A 26,443-nucleotide genomic window follows, 5' to 3' on the forward strand; every position below is an offset into this window, starting at 1 on the left:
TCGCCCCGGTGGCAATGGAAAAGCAGCTCCGCTTCGCAATCCGCGAAGGTGGCCGTACCGTTGGCGCTGGCTCCGTAACCGAAATCATCAAGTAATCGGATAATAAAATGCCCAGAGAACTCATCACGCTCGAATGCACCGAATGCAATCAGCGCAACTATGACTGCGACAAGAACAAGCGTCTTCACCCCTCTCGCGTAGAGTACAAGAAGTACTGCCCGTTCTGCCGCAAGCATACTGTTCACAAGGAAACCAAGTAAGGAAGTCCGAATAGGTCGGTAGCTCAATTGGTAGAGTCACGGTCTCCAAAACCGTTGGTTGGGGGTTCGAGTCCCTCCCGACCTGCTCACTTCCTGGAGTCATTATGCGCAAGATCCAGCAATATGTCAAGGAATCCATCGAGGAACTGAAGAAAGTTACTTGGCCTACTTGGGAAGAACTTAAGGGTTCGACTTTGGTAGTGATGCTTTTTAGCGTCATTATGGGTCTGTACATTGCCGGACTCGACATTGGTTTTTCTTGGATCATTGACAAAATTATGGGAAGAGGTTAACTAGTATGCTTTGGTATGCCATTCACACCTTTTCCGGTCAAGAAAACAACATTAAGAAACGTATCGAGCAGATGATTGAACGCGAAGGCGTTCGAGAAAAGTTCGGCCGTATCATTGTCCCGACCCGCGAAGTGGTTTCCACCGTTCGCGGTCGTCGTCATGTATCGGTGCAGAACGCAATGCCCACTTACGTTTTCATTGAAATGGTGCTGGACGAGCTCACCCAGCATTTGGTGATGAACATTAATGGCGTCACCCATTTCCTCGGAATGACACCCACTAAGAGGGTGGCTATTCCTTTACAACAGAGCGAGGTCGATCGTCTTCTTGGAGTTGATCCTAGTGGCTCCGCAGAAGGTGAGATCCAAAATCCGTACACAATTGGCGAAAATGTCCGCATCAAGGAAGGTCCGTTCAAGGACTTTGTGGGCGTCGTAGACGAAATCATGGAAGACAAGACCAAGATCAAGGTCATGGTCACTGTTTTCGGTCGTTCTACGCCTGTCGAACTTTCCTACAACCAGGTTGAGTCCGACATCGCTTAAGACTACGGTTTTGAAACGGAGATAACACAGTGGCAAAGAAAATCACAGGTTATATTAAGCTCCAGATTCCTGCAGGCGCCGCAAACCCGGCTCCTCCGGTGGGTCCCGCCCTTGGTCAGAAGGGTGTGAACATCATGGAATTCTGCAAGCAGTTCAATGCAAAGACTCAGAACGACAAGGGCATGATTATCCCGGTCGTTATTACAGTCTATGCCGATAAGAGCTTTACCTTCATCACGAAGGTATCGCCGGTTCCGGCCCTCATCAAGAAGGCCGCCGGCATTGAAAGCGGCTCTGGCGAACCCAACCGTAAGAAAGTTGGTAAGCTCACCAAGGCCCAGGTCCAGGATATCGCCCAAAAGAAGATGCCGGATCTAAACACAATCGACCTCGAAGCCGCTATGCGCATGGTCGCGGGTACTGCTCGCTCCATGGGCGTTGAAGTGGTTGACTGAGGCAGGTAATTCACCGTTACGTATCTGACAGGAAACACCATGTTCAGAGGAAAAAAATACAAGAAGATTGCAGAAAGCATCGATCGTAACAAGGCTTATGATCTTGCTGAAGCAGTCCAAATCCTTAAAAAGTCCGAATTGAAGTTCGACCAGACGGTCGAAATCCACTTCAATCTCGGTGTGGACCCAAAACATTCCGACCAAGTGGTTCGTGGCACTGTCGTGCTGCCGCATGGTACCGGTCGTCAGGTCCGCGTCTTGGTTTTCTGCAAGGACAATAACCTTGAAGTTGCTAAGAACGCAGGTGCTGACTACGCAGGTGGTGCTGACTTGGTTCAGAAGATTCAGGAAGGCTGGCTGGACTTTGATTCCGTCGTTGCTACTCCCGACATGATGCCGGTGATTAGTAAGGTCGCTAAGGTCCTCGGTCCTCGCGGTTTGATGCCTTCTCCGAAGGCCGGCACGGTTACGGTTAACGTGGCCCAGACGGTTAAGGAACTCAAGGCTGGTAAGATTCAGTACCGCGTTGACAAGGGCGCCAACGTCCATGCCCCCGTAGGCAAGCTCTCCTTCGGCGTCGAACAGCTGGTTGAAAACACCAAGGCTGTGATCGATTCCGTTGTCAAGAACAAGCCTCAATCTTCTAAGGGCACCTACATTAAGAGCCTTACGTTGTCCGCAACGATGGCTCCGGGCATCAAACTTGATATGGCACTGACGCGATAGGAGATACCATGAAAGCTGTAGTTAAAAAACAACAGACCGTGGATTCGCTCGTCGAGTCCTTCAATGGCGCTACCGCCGTCTATCTGCTCAATTATCAAGGCATGACCGTAGAAAAGGACAATGCCCTTCGCAAGGCACTCGCATCTAAGGGTGTGAAGTACCACGCTGTGAAGAACACTCTTCTCAAGCGCGTGCTCGCTGCTCTTAAGGTCGAAGGTCTCGACGATTTGCTGACCGGCGCAACTTCTGTGATGGTCGGCTTTGAAGAAGACCCGCTTCTGCCTGCTCGCGAAATTGAAGCATTCCACAAAGCAAACCCCGATTTCTTGGTTGCCAAGAGCGTGTACCTTGATGGCAAGGCGATGCCTGGCTCCGAAGTCGTGAACCTCTCCAAGATCCCGGATCGTAAGGGCATGATCGCTCAGATCGTCTCCATCGCTCTCGGACCTGGCTCCACGATCGCCGGTCAAATCAAGACACTCCAGGAAAAGCTGGAAAAAGAATCGGGCTCCGAAGCTGCCCCTGAAGCCGCTGCGGAAGCTTAACAACAAACCACAAACCAAAAAATTTAAACGGAATAATCGGAGAAACACATCATGACAACTGATATCAAGGCACTGGGCGATCAAATCGTTGGTCTTACCCTTCTCGAAGCCAAGGCTTTGGCTGACTACCTTAAAGAAACCCACGGCATCGAAGCTGCTGCCGGTGGCGCCGTCGTAATGGCCGCTGCTGCTGCCGCTCCTGCTGAAGAAAAGTCTGAATTCGACGTCATCCTCGTCGAATGCGGCGCTAAGAAGATGGACGTCCTCAAGGCCGTCCGTGCCATCACCGGTCTGGGCCTCAAGGAAGCCAAGGACCTGGTCGAAAAGGCCAACAGCGTGGTTAAGGAAGCAATGCCGAAGGCTGACGCTGAAAAGCTCAAGAAGGACCTGGAAGATCTCGGAGCAAAGGTCGCTCTGAAGTAATGCTTTCACTTCATTGACTTATTATATGCCAACTGCCTGCACTGTACGTGCGGGCTTTTGGTGTATAATGTTTGTCACTATTTTTTGCTATTTTTAGATAAAAAAGCTCTTCACCGGATGAGGTATTTCAAATGACCACGGAGCGAAAAAGCTATTCCTCCAACAAGTTCCAGCTGGAACTCCCGTACCTGATCGAAGTCCAGAAGGCTTCGTACGAGCAATTCCTCCAGAAGGAAATCTCGCCAGAAAAACGTCTCAAGGTAGGGCTGGAACGCGTGTTCCAGGATATTTTCCCGATCACTGACGTCAAGGGTCTTTACTCCCTTAATTATGAAGGTTATTATTTCGGTATCCCGAAGTACAGCATCCCCGAATGCCGTGAGCGCGGTCTCACGTATTCCATGGAGCTTTACGCAACTCTTTCTCTCCAGATTTTCGAAGAAGATGGCGAAGATCGCAAGCTGAAGGAAGAAGTTAAGAACGACGTTCTTATTTGCGAACTCCCGATCATGACTGAAAACGGTACGTTCATCGTCAATGGCGCTGAACGCGTTGTCGTTTCCCAGTTGCACCGTTCCTACGGTATTAGCTTTGACGAAGAACTCCAGCCCAGCGGCCGCTCCGATTACAAGAGCCGTATTATTCCGCACTGTGGTGCCTGGGTCGAATTCAATACCGAAGGCGACACCCTTTATCTTATCATTGACCGCAAGAAGAAGCTCGCTGCTACGACCATGCTCCGCTGCATCGGTTTCGAAACCACGCAGGAAATTCTCAAGCTCTTCTACAAGAAGACCGAAGAAGTATCTATCGACGAGCTCAAGGGTCAGTTTGACGAAAATGGCGTCTGCGTCCTCATCGACCGCATCATTTTCGAAGACGTGATTGACAAGGATTCCGGCGAAGTCATCGTCCACGCCAACGACGTGATCGACGAAAAGAAGCTCGAATGCCTCATCGAAAACAAGGTGGAAACGGTTGTGCTCCTCTCCAAGGACGAAGACAACCTCCTCATCCACTACACCCTCGCTGCCGACAAGTCCAAGTCCCGCGAAGACGCCCTCAAGGCTATCTACTCCGTGACCCACCAGCAGCAGGACGAAGCTCCGGACATGCGCACTGCCGAACTCTATTTCGACAGCCAGTTCATTTCCGACCCGCACAAGTACGATCTCGGCGAAGTTGGCCGTTATCGCTTGAACGCTAAGATTTACAGCAAGCCCGAAATCTTGAAGGTCCTCGAAGAACAGGGCGACGAATTCAAGATTCCGTCTCTCACCACGATGACCATGAGCAAGGCAGACTTCCTTGCCATCATCGAATACATGGTTGGCCTCTACAGCGATACTGAAGGTTACACCCTCGACGATATCGACCACTTGGGCAACCGTCGTACCCGTTCCGTGGGCGAACTCCTTGCTAACCAGATTTCCGTGGGTCTCTCCCGTATGTCTCGCGTCATCCGCGAGAACCTGAACCTCCACGGCGAAGACGAACAGACCACTCCGCGCGACCTCGTGAATACCCGTATGGTCAGCTCCACGGTGCAGTCCTTCTTCGGTTCTTCTCAGCTTTCCCAGTTCATGGACCAGATGAACCCGCTTTCTGAATTGACTCACAAGCGTCGTCTCTCCGCTCTCGGTCCTGGTGGTCTTTCCCGCGAACGCGCAGGCTTCGAAGTCCGTGACGTGCACTACACGCACTACGGCCGTCTTTGCCCGATCGAAACTCCGGAAGGCCCGAACATCGGTCTTATCAACTCCCTCGCCTCCTTCGCCGTGGTGAACCACTTCGGCTTTATCGAAACCCCGTACCGTATCGTGGGTCTCATCGACTTCAAGGATGCCAAGGGCAACATCGTAAAGATTCCGGAAGCCAAGTGGCACTTCGGTATCTTCAAGGCTTTCGTGCATGACCCGCACCTCTTCCTGGAACTCGAACTTTCCAAGAAGCAGATCGATTCCGTGCGCATGAACCTCGACATCAAGCAGCGCGACCTCTTCGAAGGTTTCGTGAACAAGGTGTTTGCGTTCAAGGATGCCGAAGGCAACGTGACTTACTACCGTAACGGTTTCACCGTTGATGACTTCAACGGCAAGGCCGACTACGAACAGGTGGGCACTGTGGTCGAACAGATCGTTTCCGACTACATCACCTTCCTCACTGCCGACGAAGAAGACGCTTTCAAGGTGGCTCCGGCTTCTACCGAACTCACCGAAGACAACCGCTTCAAGGGCGACATGGACGGTTACGTGATCGTTCGCGACAAGAGCGAATACCCGCACCTCATGCGCCAGGACAGCTTCGCTCTCGACGATACCGAAACCGAACGCATCGACCTCATGGACGTGGCCCCGATGCAGCTCGTGTCTGTGGCTGCCGGTCTTATTCCGTTCCTTGAACACGACGACGCTAACCGTGCATTGATGGGTTCTAACATGCAGCGCCAGGCTGTGCCTCTGCTCCGCGCCGAAGCTCCGGTCGTGGGTACGGGTCTCGAACGCCGCGCCGCTCTCGACTCGGGTACGGTCGTCCGCGCCAAGCACGACGGTAAGGTGACCTTCGTTGACGCTCGCAACATCACCGTGCAGCGTGGCAACATGGTCGACGGCAACTTCGTGCCGCTCACCGGTCTCGGCGAAGACTACGAATTCCTCGGCAAGGATCCGATTGACAATTACGTTCTCCGCAAGTTCGAACGTTCCAACCAGGATTCCTGCATCAACCAGAAGCCTATCGTGGATGTGGGCGACTTCGTCAAGGCTGGCGATGTGCTCGCTGACGGTGTGTCTACCGACCACGGCGAACTGGCTCTCGGTAAGAACATTTTGATCGGCTTCCTCCCCTGGAACGGTTACAACTACGAAGACGCCGTTATCATTTCGGAAGAACTCGCCATCAAGGATACCTTTACCTCTATTCATATCGAAGAATATGAACTCGAAGTCCGCGATACCAAGCGCGGTCCGGAAGAACTCACTCGTGAAATTCCGAACGTCGGCGAAGATGCTCTCCGCAACCTCGACGAAAACGGCGTGATCCGCGTGGGTGCCGAAGTTTCCGCTGACGATATCCTCGTCGGTAAGGTGACGCCGAAGGGCGAAACCGAACTCTCTCCGGAAGAACGTTTGCTCCGCGCTATCTTCGGCGAAAAGGCCGGCGACGTGCGCGATTCTTCTCTGAAGGCTCCTCCGGGAATGAAGGGTGTCGTGCTCGAAACCCGTATCTTCAGCAAGAAGGACAAGGCTGACAAGAACAGCAAGGAAAAGGACCAGGAAACCATCAACGAAATCCGCGCCAACTTCCAGGCTCAGATTGATAAGATCAAGGCTTCTTGCTCCGAACACTTGTTCGAACTTTTGGGTGGCAAGGCTGCCGGCAAGGTCATGGACAACGAAACCCATGAACTCTTGATTCGCGAAGGCCAGACTTACACCGAACAGAACCTCTCCGTCATCGACGTGACGAAGGTTTCTCCGGCTTCCACCTTCGTGGTGGGCGACGACGAACTCCAGGAAAAGGTTCTTTCGCTCGTGCTCGTTGCACGCGACAACCTGGATACGCTCACCCGTACCATGGAAAAGGAAATCGACAAGGTCACTAAGGGTGACGAACTCAAGCCGGGCGTTCTCAAGAGCGTCAAGGTCTACATTGCCAAGAAGCGTTGCCTCTCTATCGGTGACAAGATGGCAGGTCGTCACGGTAACAAGGGTGTGGTCTCCAAGATCGTGCCTGTCGAAGACATGCCGTTCACCGAAGACGGTCGTCCGCTTCAGATTCTTCTGAACCCGCTGGGCGTGCCTTCTCGTATGAACATCGGTCAGGTGCTTGAAGTTCACCTTGGCTGGGCTGCAAAGACCCTCGGTTTCAAGGTTTCTACTCCCGTGTTCGATGGTGCCAAGTTCGAAGACATCTGCAAGGAACTCGAAAAGGCTTACCAGAAGAACCCGATCGTGAACTACGAAATGGATCCGGACAACAACAAGATTATCGGTAAGGCAAAGCTTTATGACGGCCGTACCGGTGAAGCCTTCTTGAACCCGGTGACGATTGGTTACATGTACTACCTGAAGCTCGGTCACTTGGTGGACGACAAGATCCACGCCCGTTCTATCGGTAGCTACGCTCTCGTGACCCAGCAGCCTCTTGGCGGTAAGAGCCAGTTCGGTGGCCAGCGCTTCGGTGAAATGGAAGTGTGGGCTATGGAAGCTTACGGTGCCGCTTACACGCTGCAGGAACTCCTCACCGTCAAGTCTGACGACGTGCAGGGCCGTTCCAAGGTGTACGATGCTATCGTCCACGGTCAGAACACTCCGAAGCCGGGTGTTCCTGAATCCTTCAACGTTATGATCCGCGAAGTTCGTTCTTTGGGTCTCAATATTCAGACCAATGGAGATAAGTAATATGGTCGAAGAAATTGAACGCGACAATTCTGGCGATATTTCGATTCACCTCGCCGCTCCGGAAATGATCCGCAGCTGGTCCCATGGGGAAGTGACCAAGCCCGAAACTATCAACTACCGTTCCTTCAAGCCTGAAAAGGATGGTCTTTTCTGCGAAAAGATCTTTGGACCGGTGAAGAACTGGGAATGTAACTGCGGTAAGTTCAAGCGCATCCGTTACAAGGGTGTGGTGTGCGACCGTTGCGGCGTGGAAGTGACTCACTCCAACGTGCGCCGTAAGTACATGGGCCACATTGAACTTGCTATTCCTCTGACCCACACCTGGTTCGTTCGTAACCAGCCGTGCGTCATTGGCGCTCTCCTCAATTTGTCCACCAAGGATCTCGACAACATCATCTACTATGAAAAGTATGTCGTGATCGATCCGGGTGACGCTGACCTCGAACCCAACGCCTTGATCGATGAAGCCCAGTATCAGGACCTCACCAACGAAGGCCGTACTTTCGACGCCAAGATGGGTGCCTCCGCTATCAAGCAGCTGCTTGACCGCGTTGACCTCACCGCTCTTTCTGCTGAACTTCGCACTCAGGCTATGTCCAAGTCCAAGACCAAGCAGGAAGACGCTCTCAAGCGCCTCAAGGTCGTGGATTCCTTCCTCAAGTCTCAGCGCGACAGTTTCCGTAGCTACTACGAAGATCCTGAAAAGGCCCAGAAGGCCGACAGCCAGCAGCCCTGGCTCCGTGGCCTCGCCGAAGCCGTTGCCGAATTCAAGGCTAACTACGAAGCCAAGCACGACAACTTTGTCGTGGCCGACGCTTACGAAGAATTCCGCAAGATGTACCCGAGCGAAGCACGCCTTCTCGCTAACCAGCCGTCTTGGATGATCCTCGACGTGCTTCCGGTGATTCCGCCTGATCTTCGTCCGCTCGTTCCGCTCGAAGGCGGCCGTTTCGCAACGTCTGACTTGAACGAACTTTATCGCCGTGTCATCAACCGCAACAACCGTTTGAAGAAGTTGATTGACCTCCGTGCACCGAACGTGATTCTCTGCAACGAAAAGCGTATGTTGCAGGAAGCTGTTGACCAGCTGTTCGACAGCGGCCGTCGCACTGCCCGTACGGGTTCTGCACGTCCGATGAAGAGCCTCGCCGAACTCTTGAAGGGTAAGCAGGGCCGCTTCCGTATGAACTTGCTCGGTAAGCGCGTGGACTACTCCGGTCGTTCCGTGATCGTGGTGGGCCCGGAACTCCGCATGCATCAGTGCGGTCTCCCGAAGCGCATGGCTCTCGAACTTTACAAGCCGTTCATTATCCACCGTTTGGAAGAAGAAGGTATCGTCTATACCCTCAAGTCCGCTAAGAAGTATGTGGACGCCGAACGTCCGGAAGTGTGGGATATCCTCGAAGAAATTATCGAAGACCACCCGGTGATGTTGAACCGCGCCCCGACGCTTCACCGTCTGGGTATCCAGGCGTTCTACCCGCGCCTGATCGAAGGTAACGCAATCCGCCTCCACCCGCTCGTCTGTACTGCATTTAACGCAGACTTCGACGGTGACCAGATGGCTTGCCACCTTCCGCTGTCTTTCGAAACGCAGCTCGAATGCCGCGTTCTCATGCTCTCTTCGAACAACATTCTTCACCCGGCTTCCGGTCAGCCGATCGCTGTGCCGGGCCAGGACATCGTGCTCGGTCTGTACTACCTGACCAAGCCGCGTCCGGCTCGTAAGGGTGAAGGCATGCACTTCTTCGACTCCGCCGAAGCCGTGCGCGCTTACGAAAACGGTGTTGTCGATCTGAACGCAATCGTTTACTTGAAGCTCAAGGCCGGCAAGAAGATCTATATGGGCGCCCTCGAAAAGGATGCCGTCTGCTTGCGCGAATCTGCCGACGATAACGGCAATATCGAACAGGCTGTCAAGGCCGGCGAAAAGATCAAGTTCCTTACCCTTAAGGAAGACAATGTTATCAAGACGACCGTCGGTCGTATCATCTTCAACGAATTCGTTCCGAAGGAACTTGGCTACGCCAACGAAACCTTCGGCAAGAAGGTGATTGCCAAGTCCATTGACGACCTGTACCGCCGCACCGGTAACCGCGTGACCGTGGATTACCTGGATGACTTGAAGGCCAACGGTTACAAGTGGGCAACTCGCGCCGGTTCTTCTGTGGCTATCGCCGAAATGGTGATCCCGAAGGAAAAGCAGGAAATGCTCGACAAGGCTGCCGAACAGGTTTCCCGCATCCGCGGCCTTTACGAAGACGGTGTGATTACTGACGGTGAACGTTATAACCAGACCATTGACGTGTGGTCCAAGACCACGTCCGAAGTTGCTGCCAAGCAGTGGGACTTGCTCTCCAGTGACCGTGACGGCTTCAACCCGGTTTACATGATGGCCGACTCCGGCGCTCGTGGTAGCCGCGAACAGATTAAGCAGCTGTCCGGTATGCGTGGTTTGATGCAGAAGCCGATCAAGCAGCTCGGTGGTCAGGAAGTTATTGAAAACCCGATTAAGTCCTGCTTCCGTGAAGGCTTGAACGTGATGGAATACTTCATCTCGTCTCACGGTGCTCGTAAGGGTTTGGCAGATACCGCTCTTAAGACGGCTGACGCTGGTTACCTTACCCGTCGTCTCGTTGACGTGGGCCAGGACCTCGTGATTACCGAAGAAGACTGCGGTACCACGAACGGCATCGAAGTGTCCGCATTCAAGGACGGCGACGATACCGTGATCGCTCTTGAAGAACGTCTCCTCGGTCGCGCACCGGTGGATGACATCAAGCACCCGGTGACTGGCGAAGTGATCGTCAAGGCCGGCGAACTCGTGACCGAACGCGATCTTCCGAAGATCTCCGCTACGGGTCTCGAACACATCAAGATGCGTTCCGTGCTCACCTGCGATTCTCGCAATGGTGTCTGCTCCAAGTGCTATGGCCGTATGCTTGCTTCCGGTCGCCCGGTTGACCTGGGCGAAGCCGTGGGTGTGCTCGCTGCACAGTCCATCGGTGAACCGGGTACGCAGCTTACCCTCCGTACCTTCCACATCGGTGGTGCTTCTTCTCGTCTTACTGTCGAAAGTGACAAGAAGGCAACCGTCGATGGCCGCATCGAACTCGAACAGGTCGAAACTGTCGAACACGATGGCCAGAAGGTCGTTACCAGCCGCATGGCTGAACTCGTTATCTTTGACAAGACCGGCATCAACAAGGGTCGTTACCAGATTCCGTACGGCTCTATCCTCCATGTCGAAAACGGCGCCGCAGTTACTGCTGGCCAGGTAATGTTCGAATGGGATCCGTATAACAGCCCGATTATCAGTAACGTTTCTGGTAAGGTTGTTCTTACGGACATGGTTGAAAACCGCACCTACCGTTCCGAAACTGACGAAGTGACGGGCGTGGAAACCTGGACCGTGATTAGCGACAAGCAGCACGGCAAGAAGGACCTCCACCCGGCAGTTACCATCGTTGATTCTTCTAACACGAAGATCGGTAACTACATGCTTCCGGACGGCGCTATCCTTACCGTTAAGGCTGGCGACATGGTGACCGTCGGTCAGACTGTTGCAAAACTTCCGCGCGCTGCCGGTAAGACCCGCGATATTACGGGTGGTCTTCCGCGCGTGGCCGAACTCTTCGAAGCTCGTATTCCGAAGAACAAGGCATTCATCGCTCCGATCGACGGTCTCGTCGAAAAGATCGAAGAAGTCCGCAACAACCAGGTAGTTTATATTAAGATGGATGACCAGGAAGAGAAAGTGCTGGTTCCCCGCGGCGTCCATCTGGCGGTCAACGAAGGTGACCGTGTCCACATTGGTCAGAAGATCAGTGAAGGCAGCCTGGATCCCCACGATATCCTCGACGTCCTTGGTCCTGAAGAGGTCCAGCGTCACTTGGTGAACGAAATCCAGGCGGTGTACCGCCTGCAGGGTGTGGCTATCGCAGATAAGCACATCGAATGTATCGTCCGCCAGATGATGCGTAAGGTGAAGGTCAAGGATTCCGGAGACTCCGAACTGCTTCCGGGCGAAGAAATTTCCAAGGCCCGTCTCCGCGCAGAGAACGACCGCTTGGTCGCACTCGGCAAGACTCCGGCGACCTTCACGCCGATGCTCCTTGGTATCACGAAGGCATCCTTGGCGACAGACAGCTTCATTTCTGCCTGCTCGTTCCAGGAGACCACCAAGATCCTTACCCGCGCTTCCATCGAAGGTAGCGTTGACCCGCTCCTGGGTCTTAAGGAAAACGTGATTATGGGTCGTCTTATTCCGTGCGGTACTGGCGCACGCCACCTGAGGAACGTCCAGGTGGTGGATGCCGATGCCGAACTGGATGCCGCGGCTCGGCCTATGGGTATCCAGGGCGATTATACCGTGTCTGACGATAACGATATCCAGATGTTGGATAACGAAATCGGCATCAATGACGATGATGATTCGGATAATTAACCCGAGATACTTGAAAAAAATTGGAAAAGAAACTATATTTGCACTCCAAAATCTAGGAGATTAACAGTGCCAACTATTCAACAGCTCGTCCGCAACGGACGTGAACAGATCTGCAACAAGACCGCTTCCGTGGCCTTGAAGTCCTGCCCCCAGAAGCGCGGTGTTTGCACCCGCGTGTACACCAGCACCCCGAAGAAGCCGAACTCTGCTCTTCGTAAGATCGCCCGTGTGCGTCTTTCCAACAAGATGGAAGTGACCGCATACATTCCTGGTGAAGGCCACAACCTCCAGGAACACTCCATCGTGCTCATCCGCGGTGGTCGTGTGAAGGACGTCCCCGGTGTTCGTTACCACATCATCCGTGGTACTTTGGATACCCAGGCTGTGAACGGTCGTCAGAACGGCCGCTCCAAGTACGGTGTTAAGAAGAAAGGTGCCGCTCCGGCCAAGAAGTAAGGAAGGTAGAATATGTCTAGAAGAAGAAAGGCTCTCCATCGCTCCATCCTCCCGGATCCGCGTTACAAGTCCACGCTCGTTACCGAACTCGTCGGTGTCGTGCTGAAGCAGGGCAAGAAGACTATCGCTGAACAGATTGTCTATACCGCTCTCGAAACCCTCGGCCAGAAGCTCGAAGGCCCGGAAACTCCGCTTGAAAAGTTCGAAATCTGCCTCGAAAACATCAAGCCGCGTCTCGAAGTGAAGTCCCGCCGTATCGGTGGTGCAAACTACCAGGTTCCGATGGAAGTTGCACCGGATCGCGCCAAGGCTCTCGCTCTCCGTTGGTTGCTCGACGCTGCCCGTAACCGCAACGAAGCCAACATGGCTGACCGCCTTGCTGCAGAACTCGTTGCTGCCAAGAACGGTGAAGGCAACGCTGTCCGCAAGAAGAACGACACGCACAAGATGGCCGAAGCCAACAAGGCTTTCGCTCACTTCCGTTTCTAATTCTTGCATTAGCACAGAATTATCCTAGAGGAAGGGCTCGCTGTAAACAGCGAGCCTTTTCTGTTTTGTGCCGTTTATCCTTGCGTTTTTCCCGTTTATCAAAGGATTGGGCTTGGGGAGGTCTTTCCCGGGGAAAAGGAATTACTTTTAGGGAGAATTTGTTGTGATAGGAATTTTATGGGTCGGTTAGGTAGATTTACTTTGTCTGTGCTGCTTTTCACTGCAGTGTCTGCGGTGCATGCCTTTGCGCAGCCGGCCGAAGTGGACGAACCCGTTTTGCAGGATTATTGCCCTAGCTGCGATGACAACAAGACGCCTGAATATATGCCGTATGGGTTTACGGCGGAGATCGCCTATGCAGGGCCGACCGTATTGAGGATGCAACTTTTGGGGTTGCGTATTTTTTCTATAAAGAAAAAGGCTCTTATTGGATTGCCCCTGATTGCTGCGGATATCGATTTTGATGAGTGGAATGAAGGGTGGAAGATTTCCGATGAAGGTATATTAGGTTTTTTCATCTGTTTTGCCGCCATAGAAGGGGGTGGTGACCTTGGAACTTGGCTGGGTTATCTCTTGTTCGGTAATATGTATTACCCCTTGACAGAAGATGCTAGTATCGGATTGTTCGAATCGCATCATATTGTAGATTACCTGATTTATGATACGAGCCTTGGAAAACCCTGGGAATTCGGCTTCTCGGAAGCGGCGGGCGTCAAGTTCATTTATAGTAAAAGTAGAACGGGTGACGTGTACTATCTTGACGTGGGCGCTAATGTTCGGTTGACGAATAAGGCATTCCGCTTCGGAGCGTTTGTACAGTTTGGATTCACTGGAACACATACGTAGACAAAAAAACTAACACAAAATTGCAGAATTTGCTCAAATTTGGGCGTTTAAAACCGAACAACGCAAATAGTTGGACTTTTATTGCTTTTGTATACAGCGGGATTTATCTTTGCGGTAAAGGGTAAAAACAAAACACTTATGGGAGTGAAAATGAAAAAAACACCTGAAATCCTTTGCCGGCATTTTGGCGTCTGCCGCTTGCCTTGGCGCATTCGCGACCACCACATCGATGGCTGCAGAAACCTACGCAGGAACCTTCTTTGACGAAAACGGAGCCTATTACGGTCCGGATTGCGACAAGGATAAAAACTATTCCGGTGCCTATTATACGGGTAATTACGAAAGCCCGTTCAAAAAGGTTTTGGGCAAGACCGATGCCGAAATTCAGGAAAAGATGGATGCCCTTTGGAATCATTATTTTAAGGGTGATGATAATTCCAAGGTTTATTATGACAGGGGTAGCGAAGCCTACATCAAGGACATTAACAACAACGACGTCCGTTCAGAAGGCATGTCTTACGGCATGATGATTGCCGTGCAGACGGGTCACAAAGAAGAATTCGACAAGCTCTGGAACTGGGCGAAGAACCACATGTGGCACAAAAGTGGCGGCTGGGACGGCTATTTCGCATGGCAGCGTAACGACAGCGGTACTGGTGGCGATGACAACTGCGCACCTGATGGCGAAATGTACTTTATGATGTCTTTGCTTTTCGCAGCCAACCGCTGGAACGACAGCAAGTACATGGAAGATGCCCAGTACATCTTGAAAAAGATGTGGGACAACGGCCAGCATAGCCTTTTCAACCCGCAACACTATGTGATTACATTCCAGCCGCAGGGTAACGAAAACAACTTCTCTGACCCGTCTTATGACTTGCCGGCATACGTCGATCTTTTCGCCCGTTGGTCCACCTCCAATCAGGACAAGTGGTCTAAGGCCGCGAAGGCAACGCGCGATCACTTGTACAAGTCTTCCAACACCAAGTCTGGCTTGTTCAGCGACTATAACAACTTTGACGGAACCCCGCACGGCGTAAGCTACAATGGTAACGCCGAAAAGTACATGTACGATGCCATGCGCTGTGCCATGAACTTCGGTATGGACTACTATCTGTTCGGTGTTGATTCTGCCCGTCAAGAAGAAATGGCCCGCCGCATTATCGATTTCTTTGAAAAGGATGGCTACAAGCACGCCCGCTTTAACTGGGATGGCTCTAATCCGCAGGAACAGTATACGCAAGGCGAAGCCGGTGCAAATGCAGTTGCTGCCATGGTTTTGATTAACGATTCCAAATACGATGCCGCCGTCAAGAAAAACTTGGAGTTGGCATGGGATACTAAGTTCATGACCGGTCAGTACCGCTACTACGATGGCCTGGTGCATTACCTTGCCATGCTCCACTTGAGCGGCACCTTCAAGATTTGGAAGCCGAAGCCGAATGTCGAATCTGAAGAAAAGACCATTACCGAAACCGAAATCAACGGCGTGACCTATAACGACGGCGACAAGATCGATTACTTCGAAGGTTGCAAGCTCTACAAGGCAACGATTGCTGCAAAGTCTACTCCGGACTCTACCGTTACGAAGCCTGATTCTACCATCACTTCGCCGGATTCGACGATTTCCATTGGCGCTTCTGTTGCCTTGAACAACAACGTTCGCGTGTGGTCCACCAACAGCGCAATCGTTATCGAAAACGCACCGGCAGGCACCAAGTATACGGTCACTGACCTCAACGGTCGCGTGCTCTCGGCATCGAAGATTGCAACTTCGACCCAGGAAGTCCGCCTCGCCAAAACGGGCCCGATGCTTGTCATTGTCGGCAACAAGGCATACAAGGTCGTGAAATAGTAAAGCTTCTATTTAAGGCTTGTATATAAAAAGTCCCGAAAGGAAAACCTTTCGGGATTTTTTGGTTGTTTGGGTTGGAGTGATGATTATTGTTTAATAGAAAGTTTGTAAATGCTCCGTGTATTTGCCTCGGGTGCGTCGATAGCGTGTACGCCCGGGGTGAAGTGCTGTACGGCGCTCTGCCACAGGATGCGCCCCTGGTAGTCGAACTGCACGACGCTTGCCTTTAGCGCTTTGTCGGTTTGCACGTAGAGCTTGCCGTCTTGCAGGCGAAAGGAGCTATCGGCGGCCCTCCCGGTAGGCTTGATAGCCGTGTTACTCTCCAAAGCCTTCATTTTGGCGATGCCGGCCTTCCAGGCGTCAACGGCGGCCTGCGAGGTGTTGAGCGCCCAGTCGCCTTCGTTGGCTTCTTTGCTCTGGCTGAACCACATCACCGCGAATACGCGGGAGAAGTCCGTGGTAAAATGCTCGAACATGTCGGTAATCCATTCGGCCTTATTCCCGCCGAGTTCGGAGCTCGAAATTTCGGCGATGAAGAGTGGCTTGTCGATGTTCGCGAGCGCGTTGTACGCCTTCTTGAATACCTGCGTGAATGTCTGCCAGCTGGACCAGCTCTGGCATTTGCCCCAGTTGTAGCCGTCGATGGAGATGTAGTCGACGTATTCGTCGCCGGGGTAGTTGCCGGTGAGCGTTGTGCCCGTTCCTGCGTTAGAAGCGTTGGTGGTCCAGACCCATTTTACGTTAGTGACGTTTTCTTCGCGGAAGATATTCACGATATGGCGGAATGCCTCGGCGACATTCGCGTCGGTATTCCCGGCGCCAGCCTTACCCACGCCCCAGTCGTACCAGTCGCCGTTCGCTTCGTGGAGCGGCCTGAGCCAGATTTCTTCGCCGTAGTTCTTGACCCCTTTCGCATAGTCGCGAATATAGGTGTCGGCCTTACCGTCGACCAGGTCCTGGGCGTTGTAGCCGTTCGCCATCCAGGTGACCACCAGTGTGGAACCGTTTTCCTTGGCGACGTTGGCGTATTCTTCGGTTGCGTTCCAGTCGTTGATGTCGAAGAGCGCAAAGTAGCTGATCAGGTCGAGGTGCGTGCCCTGCAAATCCTGGAACGCCTGCACGTTCTGTTGCGTGGGCTGCGGATACTGACCCGGGCCACCGACCCATGCGCCGACCTGGAATGCCATGGCCGCGACAGGTGCGACACACATAGAGAGGAATAATTTCTTGTTCATATAAACCCCGATAGGCGTTAAACGCCGGTGATGTTGTTTTACGTTTTAAAGATATGTTCGGGATTTTGTGAAATATGATTTAATTGTTTATATTTATATTAAAGTGTATCTAGTGTTATAGCGGAGGCTCCATGACTGTCGATGAATTTTGCAAGTGGATAGAATCGTCCGGATTCAAGGACGGCGCAAGGCTTCCATCTGTGCGCAAGGTGGCTGCGTCATTGCATGCCTCGACCTTTACGATCTTCCAGGCGTACAAGCGCTTGGTAGAACAAGGGAAAATCTACGGAGAGCACGGTAATGGTTACTTTTGGGGCCAAAAGCCCGAAATCGTGGTAGACGCGAGCGAACACGAAACTGAACGCTTGGAGCGCCTGCTTTTAGAAGACTGGAAATCCGGCAAGATTTCGGTAGACAGTACGCTGCCGTCGATTAAGGACTTGTGCTTAGTTTACAGGACCACGTCGGGCTCCATGAGCCGTACCCTTGAAATGCTGCGTGAAAGGGGAGTGCTCGACCGCAAGGGCCGCGGGCGTTACTACTTCAAGAATACAAGGTCGTCTGCGTCCAACTTGAAGGAAATCCTCTTGATTATGCGTTGCAATCCGAACGGGGATTTTAACGGGCTTGGCGAACGTGAACTGACGTTCATGCAGAAGGTGTATGCCGAGGCGCGTCGCAACAAACTTAAAGTCAAGGCGCTCGGGTATTATGAAAAAGAGGGCCTTTTTCTAGATGCCGCCGGAAACCGGGTCAGGCTGGAGGACTGCGGCGAATACTTCGGTGCCGTCGTTTCGACCATGCTGGTGTTCAATATAAGCAAACTCTTTGCCTTGCTTGCCTGCACGCGGTTCCCGATTTCGGTGTGGTGGGAGCACCCGCTATACGACATTCCCCGCGCGTTAAAAAAAGAAAAGCGCTATGCGTTTTTCAACTTGGCCTTTGGTGATTTTCCGGGGCGCGCGGTGGGGCGGTTCCTGAAAGAAAAGGGAATGGAGCGTGTCGCCTTTATTTCGCCTTACCACATGAGTATGTGGTCGAGGGACCGCCTGAAAGGACTCAAGAAGGTGGGGCTCGATGTAATCGAGGCAACCGATGCGAGCCATGCGAGCCATTTTGATTTTATGCAGGAGAAGGGGGCGTACGAACTTTTCAGCCGTATTTTGCTTAAGCTGGTGAAAGAGATCCCGCCTGTAGATGCGTGGGTCGTGTCTAACGACAGGGTAGGGGTGGAACTTTTGTCGCTTGTGGAGCAGGGTAAGCTCAAACGCCCGCCTTACATGGTATCGTTTGATAATTCTAACGACAGTTACCGCAACCGCCTGGATTCCTTTGAGTTCAGCCTCGATGCCCTTGCGGAACAGTCTGTGTTTCATCTGATTTCCCCTGGCGTTACTTTGTACAAAAAAGACGATTTTCGTGAACTTTCGGGGCATGTCGTGGAAAAATGACGGTTTTTTCTGCCAACCATTAATCACTAAATCTTCACATTTTTTCTTCCGACTGTCTACTTCCTACTTCCTACTTTTTTATATTTAAGGCACAAAATTTTTTTCACTTTAACAGAAGGTTAATAAAATGGCTAAAATCGCTAAAGTTTGGGCTCGTCAGATCCTGGATTCCCGTGGCAATCCGTCTCTCGAAGTCGATGTTACTCTTGACAACGGTATCGTTGGTCACGCTGCTGTTCCGAGTGGTGCTTCCACCGGCGAACGCGAAGCTTGCGAACTCCGCGACGGTGACAAGAAGACTTACTGCGGTAAGGGCACTCTCACTGCTGTGAAGAATGTGAACACCAAGATTGCTAAGAAGATCATCGGCATGGATCCGTCCAAGCAGACTGAAGTTGACGACGCCATGATCGCTCTCGACGGCAACCGCATGCTCAAGAACAAGCTCGGTGCAAACGCCATCCTCGGCGTTTCCATGGCTGTTTGCGTTGCTGCCGCTAAGGACGCTGGCCTTCCGCTTTACCAGTACATCGCCAAGCTCCATGGCACCAAGAAGCTCACGCTCCCGTGCCCGATGTGCAACGTGATCAACGGCGGTGCTCACTCCTCCGCTCCTATCGACTTCCAGGAATTCATGATCGCTCCGGTTGGCGCCAAGACTTTCTCCAAGGGCCTCCAGATGGTCACCGAAATCTTCCACGCCCTCAAGGCTGTGCTGAAGAAGGCCGGCTTCGACACCACCGTTGGTGACGAAGGTGGCTTCGCTCCTGGCGTTTCTATCAAGCCGGCTAAGAACAAGTTCGGTTACGAAATCACTGGCGTGATGACCCTCGAAAAGGCTCTCGACGCCCTCAAGGCTGCAACCACCAATGCCGGTTACAAGTTCGGCACTGACATCAAGATCGCTCTTGACGTTGCTTCTTCTGAATTCTGCGACAAGAACACCAAGGCTGGCAAGCCGGAAACCTACACCTTCAAGAAGAGCACCAAGAAGACTGTCAAGTCTGCCGATATGGTGAAGCTCTACGAAAAGCTCATCGACAAGTACTCCATCTTCTCCATTGAAGACGGTCTCGACGAAGCTGACTGGGCTGGCTGGAAGGTCATGACCGACAAGCTCGGTGGCAAGATCAACCTCGTGGGTGACGACCTGTTCGTTACCAACCCGACCATCTTCGACGAAGGCATCAAGGCTGGCATCGCCAACGCTATCCTCATCAAGGTGAACCAGGTGGGTTCTGTGTCCGAAACTCTCGCTGCTATCAAGCGCGCTCAGAACGAAGGCTATGCTCCGATCGTTTCTCACCGCTCTGGCGAAACCGAAGACACCTTCATTGCTGACCTCGCCGTCGGTACCGCCGCTGGCCAGATCAAGACCGGTTCTCTCTCCCGTACGGACCGCGTTTGCAAGTACAACCGCTTGCTCCGCATCGAAGAAGAACTCGGCAAGGCTGCCGTGTACGCCGGTGACCCGCGCAAGGCTTGCAAGGCCCCTGCTAAGAAGGCTTGCGGTTGCAAGAAGGCTTGCAAGAAGGCCAAGTAATTTTCTAAACCAATAGAACTTACTGAAAGAGGCGTCCCTATCAAGGGATGCTTCTTTTTTTGTGCACCGTAAGGTGTCCACGAAAATAAACCGTTGATCTGTTTTTGTACAAACTAACGCCCGCATTACATTCTTTTTTATGGTAAAAAATCGTGACGCCGTTCTCATATTCCGGGGTTTTGTGCACGTTTCGTGAACATTTATTCTTTTAATAAGCTCTTTTTGCTTTGAAATTCGGGGTACAAAATTTATTTTTAGAAAGTAAATTGCCAATATTGGGGTTGGCGCATAAAAAGAGGTTTTATGAAACGTAAATTGTTCAAGTCTATGCTTACGGCCGGTGCGGTCGCCATGATCTGCGCTTGCGGCGATGACGCCAATTCGAGCGGAGCTTCTGACCAGCAGCCGTTATCGGGTCTTTCTTCGGAGACATCCAATCCGCAGAATCAGCAGAATCCGGGACTGTCTTCGGCGATTACCGATCCCCAAAACCCGACGTCTTCTGCTTCGGAACCCGTTGCAGCCAATCCTTGCGACAAGCTGGTGCTGACTTCTGCGGCATGGCTGCTTAATGTGGATACGGAATGGCTCATTTATCCCGATGGCCGCGTGACGGATTTCACGGGTAACAATGTCGGCTCTTATGCAGATGGCGTAATCCACAATTTTGCAGGCGAACCAGTGATGCAGGGTGTTGACCTGACGGTGCTTCCCATTTGCCAACCGAATGCGACGGTGGATCCCCATACGGGTGAAGTGACGGTTGTGAGCTCGTCTTCTGTGGGTGGCACGGAACCGACCGACCCGACTTCCAGTGTGGAAGGTACTGAACCTGTAGAAGCCAGCTCTAGCAGCGCCGAACCTGTCAAGACGACTGGCAACCCCGAAGAAGACATCAAGAAGTATCCTGTGCCTACGCTCAAGAACATTTTGGGCAACGGTACCAGCGGCTGGAACACCCGCTACTGGGATGCCTGTAAGCCCCACTGCTCCCAGACGAGTACTGATGGCGCAGAAGGCAAGCCGAAAATTAATACTCAGGAAGAATACGAGGCCAGCCATTACACGGCCCGCGTTTGCAATATCCACGATATTGAAATTCCGACATTCACCTACAGCAAGGGTCTGGAACGTTACTGGATCGGTATCCAGAATACTCCTAATGCATGCGATGAAGCCCAGCCTGCAACGGGCGGCGGCTTTACCTGCACCGACATGGCTCCTGTGGCTGTGAACGATACGTTGGCATACGCTTTCGTTGCCGGTAGCGCCTCGACAACTTCTTGCGGCAAGTGCTTCCACTTGCAGTATGACGGTTCGTTCAAGGATGCCGACGGTGGCAATGCCGCCAAGGCAACGCACAAGGCCCTTAAGGGTAAGCATATCATTGTCATGGCTTCCAACATCGGTCACGATGTGAAGGCCGGCCAGTTCGACCTGATGGTACCGGGCGGTGGTCCGGGTATCTTCAATGCGCTCAACCTGATGGTTGATCGTAGCGATATCGTATGGGGCGCCCAGTACGGTGGCTTCTTGACATACTGCCAGAGCAACGACAAGTGCGGTTATGATGGATCGCTGGATTGCTACCAGAGCTGCATCAAGGATATGTGCGACGCTGCATTCGCCGACTCCAAGTATCCGAACTTGCTCCGCGGTTGCCACTGGTTTGCCGATTGGTACATGGCTGCCGACAATCCGACCTACCAGTGGGAAGAAGTGGATTGCCCGCAGTACTTGCTTGACAAGTATTCTACGACCATCAGCACTTCCATTGAAACCAAGATTCTGTTCCAGTCCGATTGGTCTGCCTATAAGGGCGGTGACTTTATCACGACGGACGCTTGCAACAGTACTCCCAATGCACAGGGCGAATACTGCGACCCGGAACAGTTGGCTGCTGACAAGGCCAAGACCTACTAGTCTTGGCTCCCGAGAGGTTTTATGAATCGTAAGTTATTCAAGAGTCTGATTGCTGCAAGTGCAGTCGCCATGATTTGCGCTTGCGGTGACGAAGCTGCTTCTAATAATGCTACAAATCCGAATTCGGTTGTTGATCCGGGTACGGGCCTGGTAGATAATCCCGGTTCTACTCCTGTGGTGACTGACCCGAGCAATCCGGGCAACACGCAGAATCCGGGAACTGTCACGGACCCGACATCGAATGTGAGCGACACGAGTGTTACCAATCCGACGAATCCGGGAAACACGACAAACCCTGGTGACCCGCAGAATCCGGCGTCGAGCTCGGGAGTGAATCCGCAGAATCCGGACGATCCGATTACGACGCCTATAACAAGCAGTAATTCTGTGAATACGGAGCCGGAACTCGGCCCCGACGGATTCCCGACTCTTGAATCTTACGGTGCACCTTCGCCTGAATACACCAAGGACATTAGCGCTACGGCAAAACGCGGCTGGAATACCCGCTACTGGGATGCTTGCAAGCCGCATTGCTCCTGGCTTAAGGAAAGTTCTAACGATAAAACTCGTGCAGATACTTCTTCTAACGAGGCGTTCCTTGCCGACTATGGCACTGCACGTAACTGCAACATCCACGATGTCGAAGTCCCCACCTTTACCTTGGGTGACGTCAGTAAGGCTTGGTTCGGTTACAACGGGACCAGAAGCGCTTGCGGCGACGAAAAGGAAAAGGGCGTGTTCACCTGCACGGACATGGCGCCGATTGCCGTGAACGACACTCTTTCCTATGCATACGTTGCAGGCACTGCCGACAGCAAGTGTGGCAAGTGCTATCACTTGCAGTACGACGGTCATTTCGCGAACGAGATGGAAAACAACCCGCCCAGGGAAACCCACAAGGCTCTCAAGGGCAAGCACATGATCGTGATGGCCTCTAATATCGGTATGGATGTGGCTGGCGGCAATCCTAATCTTCCGGCAGGTCAGTTCGACTTGATGGTGCCGGGTGGTGGCGTGGGCGCTTTTGACGCTCTTACTACCCAGGTGAAAAAAGGCAGCGACTTTAACTGGGGTGCAGGCTTTGGCGGGTTCCTGACTGAATGCCAGAACCAGCTCGGCTACGATGCTACTCTCGTTGCATACCAGACCTGCATCAAGGATATGTGCGACGCGGCCTTCGGCGACGCCGGCCTCCCGAACCTGTTGCGCGGTTGCCACTGGTTTGCCGACTGGTACATGGCCGCAGACAATCCGACCTACTACATCGAAGAAGTGGAATGTCCGCAGTACTTGATTGACCATTACATGAGCCGATACAACACCTCTCTAGAAAACAACTTCAAGAAGGTGACGGACTGGTCCACGTTCAAGGAAGGCGACGTGCTCGATACGCTCCACTGCTGGAAGGCGGGCGAAGCTCCTCCGGAAAACGGCTGGCAGAATCCGAGCGCCGGTTGCGACGTGCAATAAGCTAGAATCAATATGATTTGAATAGTCCTGCGATATTTTCGCGGGACTATTTTTTTGTATCTTGTAGGGCATGAATAAGAAGATCCTTGCCTTAAGTCTCGTTGCTTGTTCCCTTGTGTTTGCCGGGGAGCATTGGAATGTTGATGCGGGTGCGGTATCGATGAAGTACCTGAGTATGCAGGTGTCGGCTAGGACGGCGGCCCTTTCGGGGGCGGGCGTCGCCGATGCGACTCGCGCTTCTGACGTTTCGAGGAATCCGCTGGCGATGACCGACGTGGCCGAAGCTGAAGCGGGAATCAACCACATTATTTTCCCCGAGTATACTGCCGACGATTATACGACGGCTTATGTGGTGCTTCCTTTTGCGGCGTTCAACTATCCGCTGGCTTTTTCGGCGGGTGCTGAATTTTTAGGCTACGACGGAATCGAGGGCCGCGACGAAGAAGGCTTCAAGACTTCTGACTATGGTGCTTATGCCTGGGCGCTTCAGGCGGGTCTCGGTAACCGCGACAAGGCTTTTAACTGGGCGCTTTCTGCTCGCTTTAGCCAGCAGACGATCGACGACGAATCGGCAATCGCCTTTTTGGGTGATGTCGGTGGCGCCTATCATGTGAACGAGTATTTTGCCTTTGGCGCAACACTCACGAACTTCGGTTACATGGGTGATTACGATGGCGAAAAAGAGACTGCTCCCATGGCCTTGCAGGCTGGCGTAACGGGTATTCTGCCCATAGCGAAACTCTTTAGCCTGGAAAGCGAATGGAACCTTCATGTATCTGCCGACGCTTACCGCCGTGCCGATATGCAGGATCCTGAATGGCGTTTTGGCGGCGAACTCGATTACATGCAGACGCTTTTGCTGCGTGTAGGTTATGCGGCCCGCCCCGATACCGAAGATGGCGTGAGTGCGGGTATCGGACTCAATTTCGGGATGATCTCCTTCGATTATGCCTACAGTCCCAAGAAGGCCTTTGATGGTGGCTACCACTATCTGACCCTTGGCATGAGATTCTAGCTTCCGTGCTTTCTGATTTGATAATATAGGCATCCTCGGCTGATGCCTAATTTTTTTGCGGTGGCCTTCCGGTTGCCCTTGTTTTTTTCTAGTTCCGAGTAGATCAGGTTCCATTCGGGCGAACTAGAATTGCGTCGAATGGGGCTTGTGTCGTAAAGGGAGGCGGGCTCGGTGACGGAGCGGACTTCGATTTGCTCGAGGAATTCTTCTTCCAGTATTTTAGATAAAGTAATTCCGTAGGGTTTGAGCAGAGAATAGCGCTGCAGGACATTCTTGAGTTGACGCACGTTGCCGGGCCATTCCTTGTTTGCGAGTAGCGGCATTTCTCTTGCAGAGAGGGCGGTACTGTCGCCGACTTCTTTCCAGATTTCCTGTGCGATAAGGGCGAAGTCCTCGCGATCCCGCAGGGGCGGAATCTTGATGGGGAATACGTTTAGTCGAAAGTAAAGGTCTTCGCGGAATCGCCCGGCCCGGACTTCGGAACGTAAGTCGCGGTTGGTGGCGCAGACTAGCCGGAAGTCTACGGGGAGGGCGGTGGAGCTGCCGAGCGGCATGACGGAACGTTCCTGCAGAATGCGCAGCAGCTTGCATTGTATTTCGAGCGGCATCTCTCCGATTTCGTCGAGAAAGAGCGTGCCATGAGCCGCCGCCCGCACGATTCCCAGGCGCTCTTCGGAGGCGCCGGTAAAGGCGCCCTTGTGGTGACCTTCCAGGATGCTTTCGGAAAGCCCCTTGGCCACGGCCCCGCAATTGAGGGCTATAAAGGGGCCTTCCGAACGCTTGCTGTGGGCGTGGATAAAGCGGGCGGCAACTTCTTTGCCGCTGCCCGATTCCCCAAGCAGTAGCACCGAGATGTCGGAGCTTGCCGCAATGCGTAACATGGATTCGTGTCTGTTCATAAAGCCTCTATACTATACACGCTTTTTTTGAGGCTCTGAATACCAAAAGCGCGAATAATTTACATTCGCGCCTGTTTTTTTTACAAAATTAGTCGATTAGTCTACGGCTATGCTTTTAAGGCAATTGTTGAATTCGGGGACATTTGAAACAGTGTAGAAGTCCACTACTCTAGATTGTGAACCCCTTTTGGAATCCGGTAAGAACCCATTACGGATCTTTTCTAGATCTGTTTCGGGCTTAGCTTTGCACAAGTCCTTGTTCACTACTTTTTGCGTGTAGCTGCCGGTACATGTGGTAGAACCGCTCGATACTTCCAGGCTCAGGTCAGCGGAAAGCAGGCCGTTTTTTTCATAATTCAGTTCGACCTTGTTGACCTTGAATGTGTATGTCTTTTCGCCTATCGAAAATGTCTGGCTTGTTTTCGATGTCTCGATGATTTTGATGTTGTTGTCCTTGATGGCCGCTTCGTTATTCTTGGTTGTTTCTTTATTGATCTGCAGGAGGCTAGGGAAGCTGGGAAAGATATAGTCTATTTGGCCTGCCAGGATACCGTACAATGTGGGCATGAACAGAGAATTCGTGTAGACGGCTTTTTCGATGTCTTCGAGGTACTTGTCGAAGAAGTATTCAATCTCCTTTTTGATTATCCCCTTGGAGAAGGACAACGAGATTGCCTTGAAGGCGTCGTCGCATGTGGCTTGCGGATTGTCCTTATCGTGGTAGCAGCCGGTATTGGTCCATGAGCCTTCGATGTCTCCGTTATTGTCTCCTACATAGATGTCCCCGTGGACGGTGTGGTTGGGGTACAATACCAGCGTATCTCCGGTTAGCTCGAATTCAATGCTGTCGACATTGTCGGTAGGCGAGAGACTTTCCCAGGAAAAATCGTTGCCGTCCTGGACGCATGCGTCTACGGCATCATCGGGCGTGATGATTAACAGCTGTTTCGCCTTGTCTACGGTATAGGTACCCGAGGTGGAAACGGAGTAGACGGTTTCGTCGTTGTTGGCGCTTGAAGAGTTGTCGTCACCGCAGGCAACAATAAAGAATACCGATGCCGCAGCGGCAATCAGCTTTTTTTTCATGATATGTTCTCCTTTAAGGGGTGTTTAGTTTGTCTGTACCGCTAAATTACTAAATCACTTTTGGGAAAAAAGTAAAAG

Annotated in this window: 22 protein-coding genes and 1 tRNA gene; 20 read left to right on the plus strand and 3 right to left on the minus strand. The window is 52.5% G+C overall.

Annotated features, from left to right (window positions below):
- The 15 genes from BUA40_RS12385 to BUA40_RS12455 form a co-directional block, all read left to right on the plus strand.
- A partial coding sequence (locus BUA40_RS12385) for an EF-Tu C-terminal domain-related protein (RefSeq protein ID WP_139258114.1) occupies positions 1 to 95 on the plus strand: 95 nt, incomplete at its 5' end.
- A 12-nt stretch (positions 96 to 107) separates the two neighbouring features.
- Positions 108 to 260 (plus strand): 50S ribosomal protein L33, encoded by a 153-nt coding sequence (gene rpmG / locus BUA40_RS12390; protein ID WP_072801172.1) that lies wholly within the window; start codon positions 108 to 110, stop codon positions 258 to 260.
- A gap of 12 nt (positions 261 to 272) precedes the next feature.
- A tRNA-Trp gene (locus tag BUA40_RS12395) sits at positions 273 to 345 on the plus strand.
- 19 nt (positions 346 to 364) lie between these two features.
- Positions 365 to 553, plus strand: a complete 189-nt coding sequence (secE, locus tag BUA40_RS12400; RefSeq protein WP_072801173.1) for a preprotein translocase subunit SecE — start codon at positions 365 to 367, stop codon at positions 551 to 553.
- A gap of 5 nt (positions 554 to 558) precedes the next feature.
- On the plus strand, positions 559 to 1,098 hold the full coding sequence (gene nusG, locus BUA40_RS12405; RefSeq protein WP_072801174.1) for a transcription termination/antitermination protein NusG: 540 nt from the start codon (positions 559 to 561) through the stop codon (positions 1,096 to 1,098).
- Positions 1,099 to 1,127: 29 nt separating this feature from the next.
- On the plus strand, positions 1,128 to 1,553 hold the full coding sequence (rplK, locus tag BUA40_RS12410) for a 50S ribosomal protein L11 (RefSeq protein ID WP_072801175.1): 426 nt from the start codon (positions 1,128 to 1,130) through the stop codon (positions 1,551 to 1,553).
- Between the two features lie 39 nt (positions 1,554 to 1,592).
- Complete coding sequence (gene rplA, locus BUA40_RS12415; RefSeq protein WP_072801176.1) at positions 1,593 to 2,279, plus strand: 50S ribosomal protein L1; 687 nt, start codon at positions 1,593 to 1,595, stop codon at positions 2,277 to 2,279.
- Between the two features lie 8 nt (positions 2,280 to 2,287).
- A complete protein-coding gene (rplJ, locus tag BUA40_RS12420) occupies positions 2,288 to 2,824 on the plus strand; it encodes a 50S ribosomal protein L10 (protein ID WP_072801177.1) in 537 nt (178 codons plus the stop codon).
- A gap of 51 nt (positions 2,825 to 2,875) precedes the next feature.
- Positions 2,876 to 3,247, plus strand: a complete 372-nt coding sequence (rplL, locus tag BUA40_RS12425; protein WP_072801178.1) for a 50S ribosomal protein L7/L12 — start codon at positions 2,876 to 2,878, stop codon at positions 3,245 to 3,247.
- Positions 3,248 to 3,378: 131 nt separating this feature from the next.
- Positions 3,379 to 7,650: a DNA-directed RNA polymerase subunit beta gene (rpoB, locus tag BUA40_RS12430; RefSeq protein ID WP_072801179.1), complete on the plus strand. Its 4,272-nt coding sequence runs from the start codon at positions 3,379 to 3,381 to the stop codon at positions 7,648 to 7,650.
- Between the two features lies 1 nt (position 7,651).
- A complete protein-coding gene (gene rpoC, locus BUA40_RS12435; protein WP_072801180.1) occupies positions 7,652 to 12,097 on the plus strand; it encodes a DNA-directed RNA polymerase subunit beta' in 4,446 nt (1,481 codons plus the stop codon).
- A 66-nt stretch (positions 12,098 to 12,163) separates the two neighbouring features.
- Positions 12,164 to 12,553: a 30S ribosomal protein S12 gene (rpsL, locus tag BUA40_RS12440; protein ID WP_072801181.1), complete on the plus strand. Its 390-nt coding sequence runs from the start codon at positions 12,164 to 12,166 to the stop codon at positions 12,551 to 12,553.
- 12 nt (positions 12,554 to 12,565) lie between these two features.
- Positions 12,566 to 13,042 (plus strand): 30S ribosomal protein S7, encoded by a 477-nt coding sequence (gene rpsG / locus BUA40_RS12445; RefSeq protein WP_072801182.1) that lies wholly within the window; start codon positions 12,566 to 12,568, stop codon positions 13,040 to 13,042.
- 207 nt (positions 13,043 to 13,249) lie between these two features.
- Positions 13,250 to 13,888: a hypothetical protein gene (locus tag BUA40_RS12450; RefSeq protein ID WP_143149800.1), complete on the plus strand. Its 639-nt coding sequence runs from the start codon at positions 13,250 to 13,252 to the stop codon at positions 13,886 to 13,888.
- 184 nt (positions 13,889 to 14,072) lie between these two features.
- A complete protein-coding gene (locus tag BUA40_RS12455) occupies positions 14,073 to 15,743 on the plus strand; it encodes a glycosyl hydrolase family 8 (RefSeq protein WP_255369309.1) in 1,671 nt (556 codons plus the stop codon).
- Between the two features lie 86 nt (positions 15,744 to 15,829).
- On the opposite strand, the gene BUA40_RS12460 is transcribed toward BUA40_RS12455, so the two are convergent.
- The gene (locus BUA40_RS12460) at positions 15,830 to 16,978 is read right to left on the minus strand and encodes a glycoside hydrolase family 26 protein (protein WP_072801184.1); all 1,149 of its coding nucleotides are present in this window, start codon (positions 16,976 to 16,978) and stop codon (positions 15,830 to 15,832) included.
- Between the two features lie 131 nt (positions 16,979 to 17,109).
- On the opposite strand from BUA40_RS12460, the gene BUA40_RS12465 reads away from it, so the two are divergent.
- From BUA40_RS12465 to BUA40_RS12485, 5 genes are all read left to right on the plus strand, one after another.
- Positions 17,110 to 18,429, plus strand: a complete 1,320-nt coding sequence (locus tag BUA40_RS12465) for a GntR family transcriptional regulator (protein ID WP_072801185.1) — start codon at positions 17,110 to 17,112, stop codon at positions 18,427 to 18,429.
- Positions 18,430 to 18,556: 127 nt separating this feature from the next.
- The gene (gene eno / locus BUA40_RS12470; RefSeq protein WP_072801186.1) at positions 18,557 to 19,972 is read left to right on the plus strand and encodes a phosphopyruvate hydratase; all 1,416 of its coding nucleotides are present in this window, start codon (positions 18,557 to 18,559) and stop codon (positions 19,970 to 19,972) included.
- A gap of 303 nt (positions 19,973 to 20,275) precedes the next feature.
- Positions 20,276 to 21,895, plus strand: a complete 1,620-nt coding sequence (locus BUA40_RS12475; RefSeq protein ID WP_255369310.1) for a glycosyl hydrolase family 5 — start codon at positions 20,276 to 20,278, stop codon at positions 21,893 to 21,895.
- Between the two features lie 21 nt (positions 21,896 to 21,916).
- The gene (locus BUA40_RS12480) at positions 21,917 to 23,365 is read left to right on the plus strand and encodes a glycosyl hydrolase family 5 (RefSeq protein WP_072801187.1); all 1,449 of its coding nucleotides are present in this window, start codon (positions 21,917 to 21,919) and stop codon (positions 23,363 to 23,365) included.
- A gap of 70 nt (positions 23,366 to 23,435) precedes the next feature.
- Entirely contained in the window at positions 23,436 to 24,380 is a 945-nt protein-coding gene (locus tag BUA40_RS12485) for a PorV/PorQ family protein (RefSeq protein ID WP_072801188.1), read from the plus strand.
- Here BUA40_RS12485 and BUA40_RS12490 read toward each other — a convergent pair.
- Complete coding sequence (locus BUA40_RS12490) at positions 24,377 to 25,279, minus strand: sigma 54-interacting transcriptional regulator (RefSeq protein WP_072801189.1); 903 nt, start codon at positions 25,277 to 25,279, stop codon at positions 24,377 to 24,379. The genes BUA40_RS12485 and BUA40_RS12490 overlap by 4 nt on opposite strands.
- A gap of 96 nt (positions 25,280 to 25,375) precedes the next feature.
- The gene (locus BUA40_RS12495; RefSeq protein WP_072801190.1) at positions 25,376 to 26,365 is read right to left on the minus strand and encodes a hypothetical protein; all 990 of its coding nucleotides are present in this window, start codon (positions 26,363 to 26,365) and stop codon (positions 25,376 to 25,378) included.
- Positions 26,366 to 26,443: the final 78 nt, after the last annotated feature.

Source organism: Fibrobacter sp. UWT2, assembly GCF_900142545.1.
Classification (GTDB): Bacteria; Fibrobacterota; Fibrobacteria; order Fibrobacterales; family Fibrobacteraceae; genus Fibrobacter.